At 70.9% G+C, this 18879-nt stretch carries 16 protein-coding genes; 7 read left to right on the top strand and 9 right to left on the bottom strand.

Annotated elements, in window-relative coordinates; translation table 11 throughout:
• The first annotated feature begins 9 nt into the window (after positions 1–9).
• Positions 10–384, top strand: a complete 375-nt coding sequence (crcB, locus tag AB0M70_RS01485; protein ID WP_365815123.1) for a fluoride efflux transporter CrcB — start codon at positions 10–12, stop codon at positions 382–384.
• 86 nt (positions 385–470) lie between these two features.
• Here crcB and AB0M70_RS01480 read toward each other — a convergent pair whose 3' ends face one another.
• Positions 471–818: a tetratricopeptide repeat protein gene (locus AB0M70_RS01480; protein ID WP_365815121.1), complete on the bottom strand. Its 348-nt coding sequence runs from the start codon at positions 816–818 to the stop codon at positions 471–473.
• 149 nt (positions 819–967) lie between these two features.
• On the opposite strand from AB0M70_RS01480, the gene AB0M70_RS01475 reads away from it, so the two are divergent.
• The 6 genes from AB0M70_RS01475 (at position 968) to AB0M70_RS01450 (ending at position 6235) form a co-directional block, all read left to right on the top strand.
• Positions 968–1933, top strand: coding sequence for a pirin family protein (locus AB0M70_RS01475; protein ID WP_365815119.1), 966 nt, complete (start codon positions 968–970; stop codon positions 1931–1933).
• A gap of 352 nt (positions 1934–2285) precedes the next feature.
• Positions 2286–2468, top strand: coding sequence for a hypothetical protein (locus tag AB0M70_RS01470; RefSeq protein WP_363207207.1), 183 nt, complete (start codon positions 2286–2288; stop codon positions 2466–2468).
• Positions 2469–2479: 11 nt separating this feature from the next.
• Complete coding sequence (locus tag AB0M70_RS01465; protein WP_365815118.1) at positions 2480–3187, top strand: hypothetical protein; 708 nt, start codon at positions 2480–2482, stop codon at positions 3185–3187.
• On the top strand, positions 3184–4230 hold the full coding sequence (locus AB0M70_RS01460) for a hypothetical protein (RefSeq protein WP_365815115.1): 1047 nt from the start codon (positions 3184–3186) through the stop codon (positions 4228–4230). The genes AB0M70_RS01465 and AB0M70_RS01460 overlap by 4 nt, the downstream gene beginning before the upstream one ends.
• Positions 4227–5150: a hypothetical protein gene (locus AB0M70_RS01455; RefSeq protein WP_365815113.1), complete on the top strand. Its 924-nt coding sequence runs from the start codon at positions 4227–4229 to the stop codon at positions 5148–5150. Before AB0M70_RS01460 ends, AB0M70_RS01455 begins: the two co-directional genes overlap by 4 nt.
• Entirely contained in the window at positions 5147–6235 is a 1089-nt protein-coding gene (locus AB0M70_RS01450) for a serine hydrolase domain-containing protein (RefSeq protein ID WP_365815111.1), read from the top strand. Before AB0M70_RS01455 ends, AB0M70_RS01450 begins: the two co-directional genes overlap by 4 nt.
• A 38-nt stretch (positions 6236–6273) precedes the next feature.
• On the opposite strand, the gene AB0M70_RS01445 is transcribed toward AB0M70_RS01450, so the two are convergent.
• The 8 genes from AB0M70_RS01445 to AB0M70_RS01410 all read right to left on the bottom strand — a co-directional run bounded on the left by AB0M70_RS01445 (position 6274) and on the right by AB0M70_RS01410 (position 18875).
• Positions 6274–7731, bottom strand: coding sequence for a carbohydrate-binding protein (locus tag AB0M70_RS01445; protein WP_365815109.1), 1458 nt, complete (start codon positions 7729–7731; stop codon positions 6274–6276).
• Positions 7732–7915: 184 nt separating this feature from the next.
• Positions 7916–12760: a trypsin-like peptidase domain-containing protein gene (locus AB0M70_RS01440; RefSeq protein WP_365815107.1), complete on the bottom strand. Its 4845-nt coding sequence runs from the start codon at positions 12758–12760 to the stop codon at positions 7916–7918.
• Positions 12761–12798: 38 nt separating this feature from the next.
• Positions 12799–13161, bottom strand: coding sequence for a trypco2 family protein (locus AB0M70_RS01435; RefSeq protein WP_365815106.1), 363 nt, complete (start codon positions 13159–13161; stop codon positions 12799–12801).
• A gap of 13 nt (positions 13162–13174) precedes the next feature.
• On the bottom strand, positions 13175–14548 hold the full coding sequence (locus AB0M70_RS01430; protein WP_365815104.1) for a DUF6351 family protein: 1374 nt from the start codon (positions 14546–14548) through the stop codon (positions 13175–13177).
• On the bottom strand, positions 14545–15942 hold the full coding sequence (locus AB0M70_RS01425) for an MFS transporter (protein WP_365816241.1): 1398 nt from the start codon (positions 15940–15942) through the stop codon (positions 14545–14547). The genes AB0M70_RS01430 and AB0M70_RS01425 overlap by 4 nt, the downstream gene beginning before the upstream one ends.
• Before the next feature lie 58 nt (positions 15943–16000).
• A complete protein-coding gene (locus AB0M70_RS01420; protein WP_365815102.1) occupies positions 16001–16456 on the bottom strand; it encodes a MaoC family dehydratase in 456 nt (151 codons plus the stop codon).
• A gap of 12 nt (positions 16457–16468) precedes the next feature.
• Positions 16469–17992: a long-chain fatty acid--CoA ligase gene (locus AB0M70_RS01415; protein ID WP_365815100.1), complete on the bottom strand. Its 1524-nt coding sequence runs from the start codon at positions 17990–17992 to the stop codon at positions 16469–16471.
• 10 nt (positions 17993–18002) lie between these two features.
• Positions 18003–18875, bottom strand: coding sequence for an amidohydrolase family protein (locus tag AB0M70_RS01410; protein WP_365816239.1), 873 nt, complete (start codon positions 18873–18875; stop codon positions 18003–18005).
• Between the last annotated feature and the right edge of the window lie 4 nt (positions 18876–18879).

Raw genomic sequence — 18879 nt, 5'->3', positions numbered from 1 at the left:
GGTGGTCCGGTGAACTGGCTCTGTGTGGTGGCCGGGGCGATGATCGGCGCCCCGCTGCGGTTCCTCACCGACCGAGCCGTGCAGGCCAGGCACGTCACGGTCTTCCCGTGGGGAACACTCACCGTCAACGTGGCGGGCAGCCTGATCCTCGGTGTGCTCACCGGTGCGACGGTCGCGGGCGCCGCCTCCTCCCACACCCAGCTCTTCCTCGGCACCGGCCTGTGCGGCGCTTTGACGACGTACTCGACCTTCTCGTACGAGACGCTGCGGCTCACCGAGGGCGGCGCCACGTTCTACGCGGTGGCCAATGTCGTGGCAGGCGTGGTCGCGGCGCTCGGCGCGGTCTACGTGGGCGTCGCGCTGGCGGAGGCGTTCTGGGCGTGAGCTCGCGTCACGCCCAGAACCGGAACTGACCTCTCGCTCCCGGGATCAGGCTTTTGCCTTCGGGATCAGACCTCAGACCTCAGACCTCAGACCTCGGCGAAGTCCCCGGAGAGGGCCGCCGCCATGCGCAGGTGCGGGGCCGCGTCCGCGTCCCGTCCCTGCCGCTCCAGCGTGCGGCCGAGGAGCAGCCTGGCGTACTGCTCGACGGGGTCGAGCTCGATGACCGTACGCAACTCGGTCTCCGCGCGCAGCAGTTGCGCCGAGTGGTAGTAGGCGCGGGCCAGCAGCAGACGCGGGGCGACCTGCTCGGGCACCTCGTCGGTCAGGGGGCCGAGGATGCGCGCCGCCGTGGCGTACTCCTTGGCGTCGAAGAACTGCCGCGCGCGCTCCCAGCGCTCCGCCGCGGTCCCGTGGTCGTAGTACATCGTGTCCACTGTTGCCTCCTTCGAGCGCTCCAACGGTCAGGGTTGGTTAAAAATTCCACTAAGTAATCCGGCCGGGACGGTGGCGCGGGCGGGGTTCCGGCGGAATGACCGACGTGCGTGCCTGACGCCCGGTGCCCCACGGGTCTAGGTTGTGCGACATGAGCAATCTTGATCGCGAGGCGGTCCCGTCCCTGTGCGGGGGGCGCGGGTTCGTCGTCGCCGAACCGGTCCGCGAACTCCTCAGCCCCCGACAGGTCAAGCTCGGCGAGTCCACCGAGGTCCGCCGCCTGCTGCCGAACCTGGGCCGCCGCATGGTCGGCGCCTGGTGCTTCGTGGACCACTACGGCCCCGACGACATCGCCGAGGAGCCCGGCATGCAGGTGGGCCCTCACCCGCACATGGGCCTGCAGACGGTCAGCTGGCTGCACGAGGGCGAGGTCCTGCACCGCGACTCCACCGGCAGCCTCCAGACGATCCGCCCCCGCGAGCTGGGCCTGATGACGTCGGGCCGGGCGATCTCGCACTCCGAGGAGAGCCCCAGGTCGCACGCCCGCTTCCTGCACGGCGCCCAGCTCTGGGTGGCCCTGCCCGACGCCCACCGCAACACCGACCCGCGCTTCGAGCACCACGCGGACCTGCCCCTGGTCACGGCCCCCGGCCTGACGGCGACCCTCATCCTCGGCACGGTCGACGGCACCACGTCCCCCGGCACGACGTACACCCCGATCGTCGGCGCCGACCTCGCCCTGACCCGCGACGCGGACGTACGCCTGCCGCTGAACCCCGACTTCGAGTACGCCGTTCTGTGCATGTCCGGCGAGACCCGGGTGGACGGCGTGCCCGTGCTGCCCGGCTCGATGCTGTACTTGGGCTGCGGCCGCACCGAACTGCCGCTGCACGCCGAGTCGGACGCGGACCTGATGCTCCTCGGCGGCGAGCCGTTCGACGAGGAACTGATCATGTGGTGGAACTTCATCGGGCGGTCCAACGAGGAGATCTCACAGGCGCGTTCGGACTGGATGGCCGGCCATCGCTTCGGCGAGGTGAAGGGGTACGACGGGGGACCGCTGCCCGCTCCGGAACTCCCGGCGGTGCCTTTGAAGCCGCGCGGCCGCGTGCGCTGAAGCAGGAAGTCGCGTGACCCTGGCATATTCGTGCCGCTCGCACGGGGTAATTCATCGAGCCCCTGTAGCGATATGCCGCGCGGTCAATGCCCGTACACGTCGCGATAGTTGATAAGCCAAATATTGCCTGCGGATGCTGCTCCGTGTTTGTTCGTCTAGGCTTATAGAGGCGCCTCCAAGAACACAGTTCAGAGGCGTGCAGCATGCAAGGCCTTGCCTGTTCGCGCATTTCCCCAATGCACGTGAGGTAAAGGTAATCCATGCGCTGAGTTTCCACGGCTGGCAGTACGTGCAGGAAACGCGCTGGCATTACGTGGTCGACCCGGCGTTCTATGATGAAAGAGGTAGAAGCATGGCTTCCACCGAATTCACAGATCAGGACGTAGCCGAGACGCTGGACGTTGAGGCGGCTCTCGACCCGGTCGAGGCCGACGGCTCCTACCGCGACAGCCGCGAATGCGCGGCGCTGGCCCTGACGGGCGGGACGATCTCCCTGCTGTTGTCGCCTCCGACACCGCGGCCCAAGAAGGCTTGACGGGCCCCGGTATGGAGGACTCAGGCACTACGACGCCTCTGGCGGGCGCGGTGCAGGGCCTCACATCGGAACTGGTCTCCGCTCTTCGGAGCGGGGGCCGGTTCCGGCTGACCGGCAGTGTTGCCGGGCCCGACGGAGCGGCCGCCGACGGCCTCGCTCTCGCCGCCGTACGTGTGGTGGGGGCCGATGCCGTCCTGCCGGGCGTCCTGCGCCGCACACCGCTCGAACCCGACGATCTCGCCCTGTTCGGCAAGGCCGTGCAGGCCTACCCGCCCCCCGCCGATGCCTCGCCCACGTCCCTGTGGAGCCACTGGGCGATGCGGCGCACACTGGCGGGATTCGACGCCTCCTTCGACGGGGCGCCCGAGCATGCGACCCAGCCCCGGGCAGCCTGGCTGGAGGACGCCCCGTGGCAGGTGCTGACCCATCAACTCGCCGTGCTGGCCCCCCTCGCGGTGCCCGGGACGGACTGCGAGGTGGCCCAGGTGGCCCGCACGCGGCCCGTGGACGTCGCGCGCGGCTTCGTCCGAGCGGTCCGCCGCCGCGACTGGCTGCAGGCCGCCGGAGCGGGCCGCTGGCTGGTCCTGCTCGACGGTGTACCGCAGACGCTCGGCCTGGAGTCCGGGCTGGAGTTCGTGGCCCACATGGGCTCCACGGACCCCCGCGTGGTGCTGCAGGTGGAGGCGGCGCAACTGCTGCGGACCGGAGTGCCCGGGTGAGGGCGCGCGACGTCCGGGGGGTCGCCGAATCGGCGCTGGCCTGGGTGTCCGAGCACCGCGACGACTTCGCGCTCGGCGATGACGCGCTGGCCGAGAGCGGCAACGTGAACTTCACCTGGAAGCCGCTGGGGGAGCTGGCGCATGTGTGCGTCACCGTGCGCCGGCACAGCGAGGCGTCCACGCCGCTGCACGAACAAGCACACGACCTGCTGGACTTCGCCTGGCGACAGACCGGGCAGGGCGACCTCCTGTGCCAACTGCAGCGCCTGGAGCCGTTCGCGACGTATCCGCTGGAGATCTACGCCGCGTTCGCCTCGGCAGGGCTGCGCCACGAAGCCTTCGAGAAGGCGGCCGCGACAGTGGCCCGCACCCGCTCCTGGCAGGTGACCGAGCAGCAGCCCAACCGGCGCCTCGGCATCCTCAACTCCGAACGCCATTTGGGCATGCGCCCGCACCAGGGCATGGAACGCGCGCTGGACCGCACCTGGCTCGGCGGCCTGCCGGAACCCTGGATGTTCGAAGGGGACGCCGGCTACACGCTCACCCATGTGATCTTCCACCTGACCGACTGGGGCGCGACCCCGCACCACGTACCCCCGCAGGTCGCCGCCTACCTGTCGCAGTGGCTTCCCCCGTGGCTCGACACCTGCCTGGAGGACGAGCGGTGGGACCTGAGCTGCGAGCTCCTTGCCGTCGCGGGCAGCCTCCCCGGCCCGCCCGACCGCACGATGCTGCGGGACTCCTGGACGCGGCTCGCGCGGGCACAGTCCGCGTCCGGCGCCGTTCCGGAGGTTGGCTCCGGGCGGGGCGAGCGGGCGCCCGTGGACGCGCCTGCGGGCGGGCCTCCGGACGACTTCATCGGCTGCTATCACTCGACCCTGATGACGGCCTTCGCCGCCGTACTGACCGCTGACGCATTGCACGAGGACAGCGGTGTCTGCGTCACTGCGAACGGGAAGCCACACCCGCACGCGCAGCCGGAACACCAGCGGCCCGCGCATCAGGGAGCGGGCGGACAGCGGGGACGAGGAGTGTCGAGATGACCAGCACCCGCCTCATGCACACCGTCGGCAGCCGCGCCCTGGAATGGCTGCACGCCCACCGCGACGGGTTCCGCCTGGAACCGGACGTCGACCCGGAAGTGGGCTTTCTGGAGCGCTTCAAGCCGGTCGGCGAACTGGCCCTCATCTGCGCGGTGCTGTTCCGCGAAGGGGTCGCGGGCTCCCGGCAGGCGCAACTGGCACGGCAACTGCTCGACCACGCCTGGCGCGACACCCTGGACGGCGGCCAGATGCTGGTGCGCGCCCAGCGCATCGAGCTGCTCTCGCCCATCCCCTTCGAGGTCTACCTCCCCTTCAAGGAGTTGGGCTACAGCCACCCCGCCTTCGAGCAGATGGTCCGGCTCAACCAAAGCCTGGAGAGCTTCGCCGCCCACGAGATGTCACCCGTGCGCCGCCTCGGGCTCTCCGCGTTCCAACGCCGCGGCGGGCTTGAGCCCCGGCCGCCGGAATCCGAGGTCATCGGCAGGACATGGCTGGGGCGCACCCCCGAACCCTGGACCGTGGAAGGACACACGGCCTACGACATCACCCACACCGTCTTCCATCTCACCGACTGGGGAAAAAGCCCGGAGAACATCCCGCCCCCGATCGCCGACTACCTGAGCCACTGGCTGCCCGCCTGGCTGGACGACTGGCTCGACCTGGAGCGCTGGGACCTGCTGGGCGAACTCCTCGTCGTCGACGCCTGCCTGCCCCGTCCCACCCTTGACGAGCGCGCCTGGGAAGGGTTCGCCGCCGCCCAACAGCCCGACGGTGCCATGCCGGCCGTGCGCACCATCCCGCAGGGCGAGCCCGAAGAACTCTTCGACCTCATCTACCACCCCACACTCGTCGCCGCCTTCGCCTCCGTCATGGCCACCTCCCGCGCCCTGACGCAACTCACCCACACCACATCCGGATGACGGCTCCCCACGCGCCCTGGCCCGGTGAGTCGCGCAACGCCACCGAAGGCTCGCCTCCGGCGGACGCCCTGCCGGAGGACGACGACGAAGCGGTGTGCCGACGGCTGGACGACGCCATCGAAGCGGTCCGGGCCCCCGACGTCGTCTTCGCCCTGTCCCGCGGCGGCCGCCGCACGGTGCGTTGCGGCGGCACGGGACCGCCGCCGTCCGTACCCCGTGACCAGCTGCGTTACGAGATCGGCTCGGCCTCCAAGACGTTCACCGCGCTGCTCCTTGCCCACCTGACGCAATCCGGCATCCTCTCGGCGGGCGAGCCGGCCCTTTCCCTCCTCGCCCCGGCACGGCGTACCGGCGCCGACCCCGTCACCCTCGCCCACCTGATCACCCACACCTCCGGACTGCCCGCCCTGCCCGCCGACTTCTACCCCCGGGCCCTGCCCACCTGGCGCACCAACCCCTACGCCGGTTTCCAGGACCGCCACGTCATCGACGCCTTCGTACGCCGCCGTCCACCACGGCGGCCCGGATCACGCTGGCACTACTCCAACTTCGGTGTCGCCGTGCTCGGTCACGCCCTGGCCGCCGCCACCGCCACCTCCTGGGACGATTTGCTCACCTGCCAGGTGCTCAGCCCCCTACGCCTCGACGGCACGGCCCTGCACCCCACCGGTCCGGACACCGACGCCACCGGCCACCGCAAGGACGGCACCACGCCGACGCCCCCGCTGACCATCGGCGGCTTCGAGGCGGCCGGCGCGATCCGTGCCACCCCGCACGACCTGCTGACCTTCCTCGAAGCCCACGTCGACCCGACGGGCAGTCCCCTGGCCGCGGCCCTGCGAGCAACGGCCCGCCCGGTCATCCGGCGCGGCTGGGGGCACCGGAACACGCACACCATCGGCTGGTTCCAGCACCCCGCCGAGCACGGCCCGCTCTACTTCCACTGCGGAGCCACCCTCGGGCAACAGGCGTTCCTGGGCTACCGGCCCGACACCGCGACGGCCCTGGCCGCCGTCTGCACCCGCCGCTACCACGCACGCGAGACGTTCGTGGCAACGGCGTACGCGCTGCTGGCACAGACCTGAGCCTGGGCCTTAGGTGGTTGCACTGATCGGACGGCCCGTCAGACGCGCTGCCACAGGGCCGGCGTGCGGGCAGGCTGCCACACGCCCTGCGCCTGATGCGACTGCAGGCACACGTAGGTGATGCCGTTGTAGGTCACCCGGGTCCCGGTCTCGTAGACCTTGCCCGTGCCCCAATTGCCCGTGGCTTCCTGCGTACTCGGCTCGCGCTGGGCGGCGGCCGTCTTCAACGTGAGCCCGAACTCGTCGAGCAGTGGGTTCACCGGCTGATGGAACGTGATCCCGCCGCTCTTGCAGTCGCCGCTGCCCCCGGAGGTCACTCCCTGGGCCTGGGTGCCGGAGAGGTAGGAGCCGCCGGAGTCACCCGGCTCCGCACATACCGTGGTGCGGGTGACCCCTTCGATGACGCCCTCCGAGTAGCTCACGCTGGTGCCGTGCTGCTCGATGGTCCCGCAGTGCCAGCCGGTGGTGGAACCCGACCGGCAGACGGCAGCGCCCACCAGAGCCTGCACCGACCCGGCGACCTGCACGTCCGTCTCCTTCTCGCCCTTCACCCGGGGTGTGGCGGTCCACTGGTCGTTCACGGCGACCCAGGACATGTCCTTGGCCGGAAAGACCGACGCCTCGAAGGCACCTTGGGCGACCTTGTTGAAGCCGGTGGTCTTGGCGCCCGCCTTGCCGCAGTGCCCGGCGCTGGCGAACCCCTGCTGGGCGCCCTTCGTCACCGAGAAGCCCACCGAACAGCGGGCCTTCTCGTCGATGTAGTACGCGTCGCCCCCGCGGACGTCGTGCAGCGCGCGCGGACGGTCGGCCGACACCTTGACGTCCAGGAGCCGCCGGTCGACTCCGGCGGCCGCGATCAGCTTGTCGGCGGCCGCGGTGCTCGTCGCCTGGACCGCCGCCTTGTTGGCCCGCACGTCGACGTAACGCACGGGCGTCTCCAGACCACCCGCACCCGCGCCCGCCACGGCGGCGGCATTCAGCTTCTTCGTGAGCGCCTCCAGCTCTCCCAGACCGTGCGTGACGACCTTGGCCTGCGCCCCCTCCGCCTTGATGGCCGCCACATCCGCGGCATCCGTGGTCGCCACCACCAGCCGGGCGGAGGTCGCCCCCTGCACCCAGGCACCCGCGAAGTCCTTGCCCAGCGCGGTCTGCAGCCGCCCCGCCCGCGTGCCGGCCTCCGCCTCGTTCACCAACCGCGTGCGCGCCTGCTCACGCGACAGCCCCAGATCACGCTGAAGCGACTGCAGCAAGGCCGCCGACGGCTTGTCGGCAGCCAGCGTCTGCGCGGCCGAGGGGAGCGCCGGCCCCGCGGAGGACTGCGGCGCGGGCACCGGCGGAGGCGGCGGCGCGGGCGGCGCGACGGCCGCGGCCACCGGCAACCCCGTCAAGGCGAAGGCGCCCAGCACGGTCACGGCGAAGCCGGCGAGTCGGGCAGGGCGGCCGGGGCCGGCAGGACGGGCAGGACGGCCGGGTCGGTCGGCGTGTCGGTCAGCCATGAGTGATTCCTCATCCTCGGAAGATCCGGTACGACGGGCTGGAGGCGGAAAAACCCCAGGACCTAGCCCTTGCCGACACCCACTCAGAAAATCCCTCGAGAAGCCCAGTTCGGCACAACGGACCACACCGGCGACCCACCCGGCCCAACGCCCAGGGCCCCGGCCGACAGGGGAACCAACGGGATCAGCGAACACCCACAGACCCGCGTACCGCTTCCTCGACCGCCAGGCGTACGAGTGTGTTCTTCGCCCGCTCCTGGTCGTACGGCCGCTTCCGTGGCCGCTTGCGTCGGCGAGCGACGCGCCACAAAGCCAGGACGGTGCGGTCCCGGAACTCAGGCCCCAGGGAGAGTACGGCGACGACGGCTCGGTCGCGGTCATCGGCGCTCACGCCCCGTCTGACGATGAAGCCGAGGAGGGCCTCGGCGGCCAGTGGTCTGTACTCCTCGCCTCCGGACAGCATGAGATCGACGAGTTCCTGTTCCTCGCTGCCGTACCCCTGCCAGCGCCGAGAAGCCCTTGTCGCGGCGCGGGCTGCCGCATGGTGGTACTGGTCGCCGAGGCGGATGAGCCTTGCCATCAACTCCACTCGGTCGTAGCCATCGGCGCGGCGGCTGCGCAGAGTGCCGCACAGGATGCGGGCCGCGTAGGGGGCGTAGGCGTCGCCGAAGGCGATCAGACGGTCGGCGATCTTGCAGAGGTCGTACACGTCGAGTCGAGGGTTGTGTGCTGTCCGGCGCAGGGCTCTGGCTGCTGCCGCGGTGTGCCCGAGGCGGTCCAGGATCGGAGCGGCGTCCACTCTGATCAACCTGCTCCTGAGTGCCGCCTTGAGGAGGCGCGTCGCCCTGCGCTGTTGCCCTGTCCCAGGTTCGAGCAGAGCGATTGCCGCTCGGTGGCGTTTGACTGAGTTGAGCCTGTAGTGCCGGAACGGGGAGCATAGGTCGCGGGCTGCTTCGTCGATGTGTTGCGGGCTCAGACAGAGCAAGATGCGCAGGGCGAGGAGCCGTTCGGGGAACGCCGTCCCGCGGGCACCGATGATGTCGCGGAGTGTGTCGTCGGCGAGCGGCACGTAGGGCCCCTCGAGCGTCAGAAGCGCCCGAACAGCCCTCCGATGCGTCCGCGGTGCCGCGTCCGGACGGGAGAGCTCCGAGGCCAAGCCCTCGGCCGCGAACCGGACGCTCTCTTCGCCGAGTTCGCGCAATGCCCGAGAGACACTCTGGCGCACGAACGGGCCGGTACGCCGGTCGGTCAGGACGCCCTGGAACTCCCGGACTGCTTCGCGCATGCAACCGGCGCCTCGGTCGCGCAGGGCTGCTGCGGCGCGTCGCCGGCCGTCCTCGTCTCCGACGGACAGATCGACGATCACGTCGTGCAGGTGCGCGGGGGCCAGGGACGACGAAGCACCGAGAGCCAACAGGAGGTGGGTGACAGTCCGGCGGGCCTTGACCGGGGTGTCTTCCGCCGTGAGGCGCTCGTGCAGCCTCTCCGTGACCTGGGCGAGGTGCGGGTCCCCGAGTTCGCGGAGTGCTGACAAGTCGCGATTCAGCCAGTGGTTCCAAGAGCGATCACCGAGCAAGGACGCAGTGATGGTTTCCGCCATCTCCTCGACGCGGACGGCACGGCAGGGTGCCAATTCGTGGATGGCGTACGACCGATGCCACGGAGCTCGTTGACTCTTGATCATGTCGCGCAGGAGGTCGAGCATGTCGTCTGCGGCTTGGTGCGGCCCGGCGGCCACGAAGTCCTGGGCGACCAGCCGGTCTCCGAGCGGTGCCGGAGAGTTGACCAGGGAGTTCTCGACGCGCTGTACGGCTTCCTCCGCGTACTCCCAGCCGAGGCGAAGGAGGCCACGGGCCGCCGTCAACCTGGTGGGGAACGGCTCGTCGTCCGACTCGACCAGCGCTCGCAGGATGGCTGCTCGTTGCTCCGCAAGCACGCTCCCGGGGTAGGCCCGTCCCCGCATGTAGCTCCACCACTCGTGCGGGCCTACAGCGCCGGGCCCGAACAGGACGCGCGTCCTGAGCGTCGCCTCCGTGAGGTAGGACCCGCCGAGGTCGGCCAGAGCCGTCAGCGCTCTCAACCGGCCCCACCCGTTCGTGAACGGCGCGTCCGCGACGGCACGGTAGGCGCGGGCCGCATCGGGGTGGAACGTGGCGTCCAAGCTGCTCAGGGCGCTCGCCGCATCCAGCTGGCGGTCGATGCCGTTCCCCGGTTCGGCGGCCGCGCGGGCGTAGAGCTGTGCGGCGCGCTCTCTGTGAGCTCCGCCCAGCTCGGCCAGCTGCTCGACCGCCATTTCTCTCTCTGACCACGGGGTTCCTGTGTCCTCGGCCAGCGCCGTCAGCGCCCGACCGGCCGAGTCCCTGTGTTTTTCGCCGAGGGCGGCGAGGGACTCAGCGGAGGAAAGCCGTTGGTAACTGTCCGCCAGACGCCGACCGGTAAGGGCCACGCGTGCCCTGGCCGCCGCAGCCGTGTCGCCGCGGGTCGATTCAGTCAACAAGTCGACTGCGTAGTCGAGATCGTAGAAGTCCACACGGGCGTCGTTCGCGAGCCCGGCGAGCACATCCGCGGCAGCCGTCGGGTCGTGCGGGATCAACGCCGTCGCCGCCAACACCTGGCCAGGGTCACCGGGACGGCTCGCCGTGTTTCGTAGGTACGCCCTCACCAGGTCCTGGCGGATTCCGCCCAGGTGGTTCCACAGCGCGCTGCCGCTCCCCAGACACCGGTAGGTCTCGACGGCTTCGAGCAGGCGCTCGTAGTGGTGGTCCTCGGCGGGGCACCCCTCCGCCAACAGCGCTCCGGCCAGGACGTGACGGCTGTGGAGCCCCGTCTGGAGCCAGTCCAGCAGCACACGCCCGCTCTCTCTGCGACGGTTGCAGAAGTGGACGAGGGCCGCGCGGTACAACTGCGTGTGCGGGTGGTCGGTGATTCCCGAGGCGGCCACGACCGCTCTGCGCCAGATCTCGGCTTGCGGGTCGAAGTTCTCCGGCAGAGTGCCGACCAGCTGCTCCGCCGCCAGGTGTTCGGCGAACGTCGCGTGCAGGAATTCCCAGCGGCCTCGGCGCCGTATGACAAGACCGCTGGCGAGGACGGTGTCGGTGACGGCGCTGAACCAGCCGTCCAGCGGCGGATCGGCGCCGAAATGCCGGCCCTGAGGATCGACGGCATGGTTCTCCCACCACTGCCGGGCCACCTCCGGCAGATCGTCGGCCCCCGCGGTGACCTGCGCGTGCGCGAGATGAGTCAGCAGCGCCTCGCCGTGATTCCTGAGGTAGGCCACCGCACGGCGGGCCTGCGCCGTGGCCTCTGCGCGGCTCTCCAACTTCCTCCAGAAGGCCTCGAGATACTCCTGCCTTGCTGCGCGGAGATGGACACGGAATTCCTGGTAAAGGGCCCACCGGCTCTCCGGCAGCGGCTGATGTGGAGCGCTCAGGAAGACAAAGGCCGTGATGGTGGCGAACAGCGGGAAGCGCAGCAGGTCGCCCAGTTCGGATTCTTTGGCCTGGGCCAGGAAATCCGGTGCCAGGTCAGGGCGCCCGGAGTCCCGGAACCACGCATGGGCGAATGTTTCCAACGCCTTCCCGTCGAAGGGCTGGAGGACGTAATTCGTGAATCCCGCTCTCGTCAGCTCCCTCATGGCCTCATCGTCGAAACGGGAAGTGAGCAGCACCCGCAGGGCCGAGCGCGCGCCGAGCCGCGCGTGCGCTGCCAAGCGGTGGATGAGCAGGCTGCGGTGGTCCTGGTGGACTTCGTCCAAGGCGTCGACGAGCACGAGCCAGATCGCGCCGTACGGGAGGCGGGGGAGCGTCCCCGTACCGGCGTCGAGGTGGGTGGCCGAGGCCACCGCGCCCTCCAACGATCGGCCCTCGCCGACAAGTTGATTGGCGGTGACCAGCAGCGGTACGAGCTTTCCGGACCCGGCGGCGGCCGCCAGTGCTTCCTCGCCCAGACGCAGGGCGCTGTGGTGCAGCAGGGTGGACTTTCCCGCGCCGGGCTCCGCCTGGACGAGCAGATGCGTGCCGGCCGAGGCGTCACGCAGGACGTCATCCAGCAGTCTGGGCGGGCCGATGTGCTGGGTGGGGTGTGTGCCGGGCCCCGCGCTGCCCGGGCCGCCGACGGGCCCGGGCCCTCGGCCCGCTCGGCGTTCGGCGGGGGACTCAAGACCATCGGCCCTGGCGGTTGCGGCCTCGTCCTCGCGCGGGTCGTCCTGGCTCAGCTTCTGCCGGACGTACACGGCTGTCAGGGTGCGGGGCTGCCTGTCCTGCCGGAAGTGGTGCGGTAGTTCGTCGGCCTCTTCCCTCTGGAGGGCAAGCGCCGCCCGCACGGGCGGGGGCAGCCAGTGCGGCGGCCCGACGGCGGACCGGCCGCCTTCGGGCAGTACGGGAATCGGGGTGGTGTCGATGCCGTGTGCGGTCAGGGTCCCGATGAAAGCCGGGTCCCGGAGGCCTGCCAGGTCAGTACCCGTGGTGTTCTTGCGGTCTCCGTCCGGACGATGGCTGGCGGCGATCCCGACCAGAAGACCTTCGCGCTTGGTGAGGATCCCCGCGCCGGAGTAACCGGCCCACGGTGAACCGCCGACTTCGCCACGTGGAGGATCGCTGCTGCGCACGGACAGTTGGAGCTGGTGGTCCGTGCGGTCCGAGCCGAGCTGGACGGTCCCGTCGATCTGGTGGGCCCGGCGCACCGCGTCCTCGACGGCGAACCCGGGGAACCCGACCGCGTGCACTTCTGTCTGACCGAGGTCGTGCGGCAGCTCCCCGAATCGCAGGGGCGGCAATGCTTCCTGATCCGCGTCCAGTATCAGCAGGGCGAGGTCGCGCTCAGCATGTATCACCACGCGTCGCACCATGAGGCGGGAGGCGAGCAAGGCCTGGCGCAATGGCCGCACTTCGTAGGCCAGGGTGCGCTCCCGCACCGCGTGTGCGGTGGTGATCGCCACGTCACCGACGAGGAGGAACCCCGACGCCCGGAAGTAGGACCGGCCACCCGGCTCGCGTCGGACGATCTGCACCACGCGATCGAGGTGGCTCACCGAGCGGCCGTCGGGGCCACCCTGTGGGGGCCACACGACTAGTCGTCCGTGAGGGGGAGCCGCTCGGCGTCGTCCGTCGAGGTGTGCACGCGGCCCCCGGCGGCCGTCTCGGCCTTCAACTGCAGTGACACCGTGTGGGTCAGCGCGGAGTTCCTGGTGGCCTTGCCGTCCGCGGACAGGACCCAGAACCTGGCGCCGCCCCCGGCCTCCTGGGAGTGGGTCACGGCCACTTGCAGATCGAGGTTGATCGTCTCGACATGCAGTCTGACGGGCTGCCCCGCCGCCTCCAGCGCGGCTGCCGCCAGCTCGTCCCTGAGGGCCCTCAGTGCTTCCGCGAGACCGATCTCCACCGCTGGCCCCCTGTCCGGCACCCGCATCGGGCCCGCCCCGGCTGACTGCACGTCATCGTCCTTTTCAGCGTACGACGTCGGGGCGGGGATAAGGGCCCGGTCGGTACGCCGCATAGCGGGCAGGCGTGGTCGGGTCGGCCTTCTGGGCGCGGGAGTTGAGGGTCTCCGGTGAGGTGTCGCCCCAGTGGCCCGTCGTGATCCGGTGGTCGAGCGTGTGGACGGCGGCGAGCTGTTCGGCGGGGCTGAAGGTGCAGTGGCCGGCGTTCGATGTGTACGCCTGGCGCAGCAGCGGGAGGCGGCCCGCCCGGGTGACCGCCTGGTGGTAGGCGTTCTCCACCTGTACGGGGACGAGCGCGTCGCCGGTGGTGTGGACGGTGAACTGGGGCTTGCTCAAGCGGCCCGAGGGTGCGGCGTGCTCGGTCATGTAGCGCACCGCCCGCGGCTCGGCGCCGACGCGGGGTGCGCGGGCCAGGTCGCGGAGGTCGTCCTTGAGCGAGAGGCCCGCCGCCTTGTAGAGGGCCTTGACCTCCTTGTGGTCGTCGGAGCGTGCCAGCATCGCCGTGTAGTCGACGCCCGTGTTCCAGGACATGTTGCCGCCCGCGCGGCGTTCGGCCTCCTCCCGCCAGACGAAGCCGGGCTGCGCCACCAGGCCGCGCACGGCGGTGTACTGGTTCGCCTGTCGCGCGGCGTGGTCGTCCGGGGCCGGGCGGGGCGTGGCCGGGTCGTTCCAGCCGGGGATGTTGTGCAGTGCGGCGGCGAGGGCTATGCGGGCCCGGCCGTCCGCCGTCTTCTGCGCCGTGCCCAGGGTCTCGCCGAGGCGCCTGGCCGACGCCGCCGCGTCGGAGGCGTCCTTGAAGCCTGTCAGGCGGATTGCGGAGTCACCGGACCGCGGGGCCAGGAGCGTGCGCAGCGCGAAGGTGGCGTCCAGCGTCGAGTTCCAGTTGGCGACCCCGCCGTGGACCAGGCCGCACATGGACAGGGAGCCGTCGATGCGCCCCGGGTGGCGCTCGGCGATCGTCGTGGTGATCAGACCGCCCAGTGACTGGCCCCAGGCGAGCGTCCGCCTGGCTTCGCCGACTTCGCCGGTGAAGGCGTCGAGGGCGGCCAGCTGGTCGGGTACCGCCTGCTCCACGGACCAGCCCGTCGTCGCGTACGAGGAGCCGACCAGTGCGTAACCCTCCGCCAGGAGAAGCCTTTTGGCCGCCTCGCCGGGTGCGTTCGCGGCCGGGTTCGGGGCGCCCTCGGGGCGGTATCCGTGGCTGAAGAGCAGGACGGTGCCGTTCCAGCCGTCCGGGGTGTCGATCACGTACGCGGCGCCTGAGGGCAGGGTGCCCTCCAGATGGCGGGCGGTGGGCGGTGCGGCGGTGGCGGAGACCTGGGGCGCCGCCACGAGGAGCAGCAGGGCGGCGGCGAGTCCGGCGAGGGGTCGGTGTCTCATGAGCGTTCTCCCTGTACGTCGCGTTGTCCGGCCTGTGCGTCGCGTCCTCCGCCGTGCGTGTCGAGTTGCCCGGCCTTCCCGTCCAGTTGTCCGTCAAGGCTCTTGGCGCCCGTCTCCCCGACCCGCCAGACGGCGATCGCGGTGATCGCGGCACCGGCCGTGAGCAGCAGCGCGACCGCGTCGCTGGAGTCATGGGCGGCGAGCAGCCCACTGGCGATCAGCGGGGAGAAGCCGGCGCCGAGCAGCGTCGCCGTCTGATAGCCGAGCGAGGCGCCCGTATAGCGCACCCGGGTCGAGAACATCTCGCTGAACAGCGCGCCCAGTGGCCCGTACATCACGGACTGGGCGATCCCGTGGCCGATCACGCAGGCGAGGATCAGCAGACCGGGCCGGTGGCTGTCCACGAGGGCGAAGACCGGGAAGGCCGTGGCCGCCGAGAGGAGGGCCCCGGCCAGGACGAGGGGGCGGCGCCCGTATCGGTCGGAGAGCAGGTTGGCGCAGGGCAGCACCACGAGGGCCACGCAGGAGGCCACCGTGACCCCGGTCAGCACCTGCGGGCGCGTGTAGCCCTCGTCGACGGCGTACGAGATCATGAAGCTCGTCATCAGCGCCTGCGCGGTGAACGGACCGATGCCGACCGCCGAGGCGAGCAGGACGGGGCGCGGCGCGCGCAGGACTTCGAGCAGCGGCATCCGCGCGCGTTCCCGCCGCTGCGAGAGCGAGGCGAAGAGCGGGCTCTCGGTGACCTTGAGGCGGATGTAGAGGCCCGCGCCGAGCAGCAGGAAAGAGAGCAGGAACGGCACGCGCCAGCCCCAGGCCCGGAAGTCGTCGTCGGGCAGGGTGCTCACCAGCGCGACCACCCCGGTGGAGAGCACCGTGCCGAGCGGGGCTCCGAGCTGCGTGAAGCTGGTCCACAGGCCGCGTGGCCGGTCGCCCGCGTGCTCGGCGACCATGAGCGTGGCGCCGCCCCACTCGCCGCCGATCGCGATGCCCTGCACGACGCGGAGCAGGACGAGCAGTACGGGCGCCCAGACGCCGATCACGTCGTACGTGGGCAGCAGGCCGATGAGGAAGCTGCCCGCGCCCATCAGGATCATGGTGAGGAGCATCATCGACTTGCGGCCGAGCCGGTCGCCGAAGTGGCCGAAGACGATGCCGCCGAGGGGCCGGGCGAGATAGCCCGCGGCGAACGTGCCGAAGGCGGCCACCGTGCCCACCGCCGGGTCGGCCTCGGGGAAGAAGAGGTCGCCGAAGACGAGCGCGGCGACGGTGCCGTACACGAGGAAGTCGTAGAACTCGATCGCGGTGCCGAGCAGGCCGGACAGGGCGACGCGGCGCAGTTGCCCGGATCTCTCCTCGGGGCCGGCCTCGGGGCTCGTCGTGTCGGCGGGCATCCCGGCGGGCATCCCGGCGGGTGTCTCGGCGGGTGGGTGCGGCATGGTGTCGGGCCTCTCAGGCGTAGAAGCGGGACAGGCTCCGCAGGACGCAGGCGGGCTTGTCGCCGCCCTCGATCTCGACCGTGCCGTCGACCGCGATCTGCACCCCGCCGCGCACCTCGTCGACGGAGGCGAGCGTAGCGCGCAGACGTATCCGGGAGCCGGCCTTCACGGGGGAGGGGAAACGCACCTTGTCCAGGCCGTAGTTGACCTTCGTGGTGACGCCCCGGACGTCGAGGAGATCCGTGAAGAGCGGGATGAAGAGGGAGAGCGTCAGGTGGCCGTGCGCGATGGGTGCCCCGAAGGGGCCCTGTGCGGCCTTCTCCGGGTCGGTGTGGATCCACTGGTGGTCGTCGGTCGCGTCGGCGAAGGTGTCGATGCGGTCCTGGCCGACCTCGAGCCAGTCGGTGACGCCGAGCTCGCTGCCCGCGAGCGCGTGCAGTTCGTCAAGTCCGTTGGCGGTGACGGTCATTGAGGTGCTCCTTCAGGGGGTGGGTGTCGGTGTGTCGCCGCCGTGGTCACGGCGCAGGCTGGGCTTGTGGAGCTTTCCGGAGGCGGTGCGCGGCAGTTCGTCCACGCACACCACCGACTTGGGGATCTTGTACGTGGCGAGCCGGCCAGCGAGGAAGCCGAGTACGTCCGCCGGGTCGGGGGCCGCGCCCTCGCGGGGCACGACGACGGCGCGCGGCACTTCGCCCCAGCGCGCGTCGGGTACGCCGATGACGGCGCACTCCAGCACGTCGGGGTGGGCGAGCAGCGCGCTCTCGACCTCGGCGGGGTAGATGTTCTCGCCGCCGGAGATGATCATGTCCTTGAGGCGGTCGGCGATGGTGACGAAGCCGTCGGCGTCCACCCGGGCGGCGTCGCCGGTGCGGAACCATCCGTCGGCGAAGGCTGCGGCGGTCTCGTCGGGCAACTGCCAGTATCCGGGCGTCACATGGGGCCCGCGCACCAGCACCTCGCCGGTCTCCCCCGTGTCCGCCGGGCTGAGATCGGGACGTACGACGCGTACGTCGGTGAAGAAGTGCGGCACGCCGGCCGAGCCCGCCTTGGGCCGCGCGTGCTCGGCGTCGAGATAGAGGGCGCCGGGCGCGGCCTCCGTCATCCCGTACCCCTGCTGGAAGGCGAGCCCGCGCTCCGCGTACGCCTCGATGAGCGGCGCGGGCACGGGCGCCCCGCCGCACATCAGGATGCGCAGCGAGGACAGGTCGGCCGTCCGCCAGCGCGGCTGGCGGGTGAGGCGCTCGTACATCGTGGGCACCCCGAACAGCGCGCCGACGCGGTGCTCTTCGACGAGGTCCAGGGTCTCGGCCGGGTCGAAGGACTCGACGAGCACGCAGTGGCCGCCCTTGAGGAGCACGGGCAGGGTGAGCATGCCGAGTGCCGCGGCGTGGAAGAGCGGGGCGGAGACCAGGGCTACGGTGTCGGCGGTGAGGTCGGCGTCGACCAGGACGTTCACCGCGTTCCAGGTGAGGTTGGCGTGGGTGAGCATGGCGCCCTTGGGGCGGCCCGTGGTGCCGGAGGTGTACATCAGGAGGCACACGTCGTCCCCGCCGACCGCCTCGTCGAGGGGATCCTCTACCGAGCCGCCGAGCAACGCCTCGTAGTCGGGGCCCACTTCGACGGCGAGTTCCACCTGACCCGCAGTCTGCCGAAGGTCCGCCACGACAGGGGTGTGCGCGGGGGAGTGGACGAGCGTTCGGGCGCCCGCGTCGGCGAGTTGGTACGCGATCTCGGGCGCGGCCAGGCGGGTGTTGAGCGGCACGAAGACCGCGCCGAGCGCGCCTGCCGCGAAGAAGGTCTCCAGGAAGGCGGGATGGTTGGGCCCGAGGTAGGCGACCCGGTCCCCGCGCCGGACGCCGTGGGCGCGCAGGGCGTGGGCGAGCCGCAGGACGCGGGAGTGCAGTACGCCGTAGCTGATGGGGCGGCCCTGGTGGGTGAGGGCGGTGCGGTGCGGGGTCTTGCGGGCCCGGCGTGCGGGCCAGGAGCCGAGTCCTTCGTTGCGCATGGCGCCCCCTCTATTTGAGCCCGAGCAGACGGGCGGCGTTCTCCTTGAGGATCTTGGGGCGGACCTCGTCCTTGATCGCCAGCTTCGCGAAGTCGGCGAGCCAGCGGTCGGGTGTCAGGACGGGGAAGTCGGAGCCGAAGAGCACCTTGTCCTGCAGCAAGGAGTTGGCGTAGTGCACGAGTTGCGGCGGGAAGTACTTCGGCGACCACCCCGAGAGGTCGATGTGCACCCCCGGTTTGTGGGTGGCGACGGCGAGGGCCTCGTCCTGCCAGGGGAAGGACGGGTGCGCGAGGATGATCTTCAAGTGCGGGAAGTCGGCGGCGACGTCGTCGACGTGCATCGGGTTCGAGTACTTCAGCCGGATCCCGCCGCCTCCGGGCACGCCCGCGCCGATGCCGGTCTGCCCGGTGTGGAAGAGGGCGACGCAGCCGGTCTCCTCGATGACCTCGTACAACGCATAGGCGAGAGCACGGTCGTTGGGGAAGAAGCCCTGGATGCTGGGGTGGAACTTGAAGCCCTTCACCCCGTACTCCTCCACGAGCCGGCGGGCCTGCCGCACGCCCGCCTTCCCTCGGAACGGGTCGACGGACGCGAAGGGGATCAGCACGTCAGGGTGGGCGGCCGCGGCCTCGGCGACCTCCTCGTTCGGGACGGGCGCGGTGCCGGTGGCGGACTCGGCGTCCACGGTGAAGACGACGGCGGCCATCCGGCGCTCGCGGTAGTAGGCGGCCATCTCCTCGAGGGTCGGCTTGCGGTTGCGCCCCTCGACCTTGAAGTACGCGCTGGAGGCGGCGTCGAGATCCTCGTCGAGCGAGGCGTGCCCCCGGGAAGAGACCTCGGCGTGTGTATGGACGTCGATCGCGGTGAGCTCGGAGGGATTCAACTCG

Source organism: Streptomyces sp. NPDC051214 (assembly GCF_040682375.1).
In the GTDB taxonomy this organism is placed as follows: Bacteria; Actinomycetota; Actinomycetes; order Streptomycetales; family Streptomycetaceae; genus Streptomyces.
The sequence above is the reverse complement of the archived record's forward strand: the minus strand, read 5'-3'. Positions and strand labels throughout refer to the sequence as shown.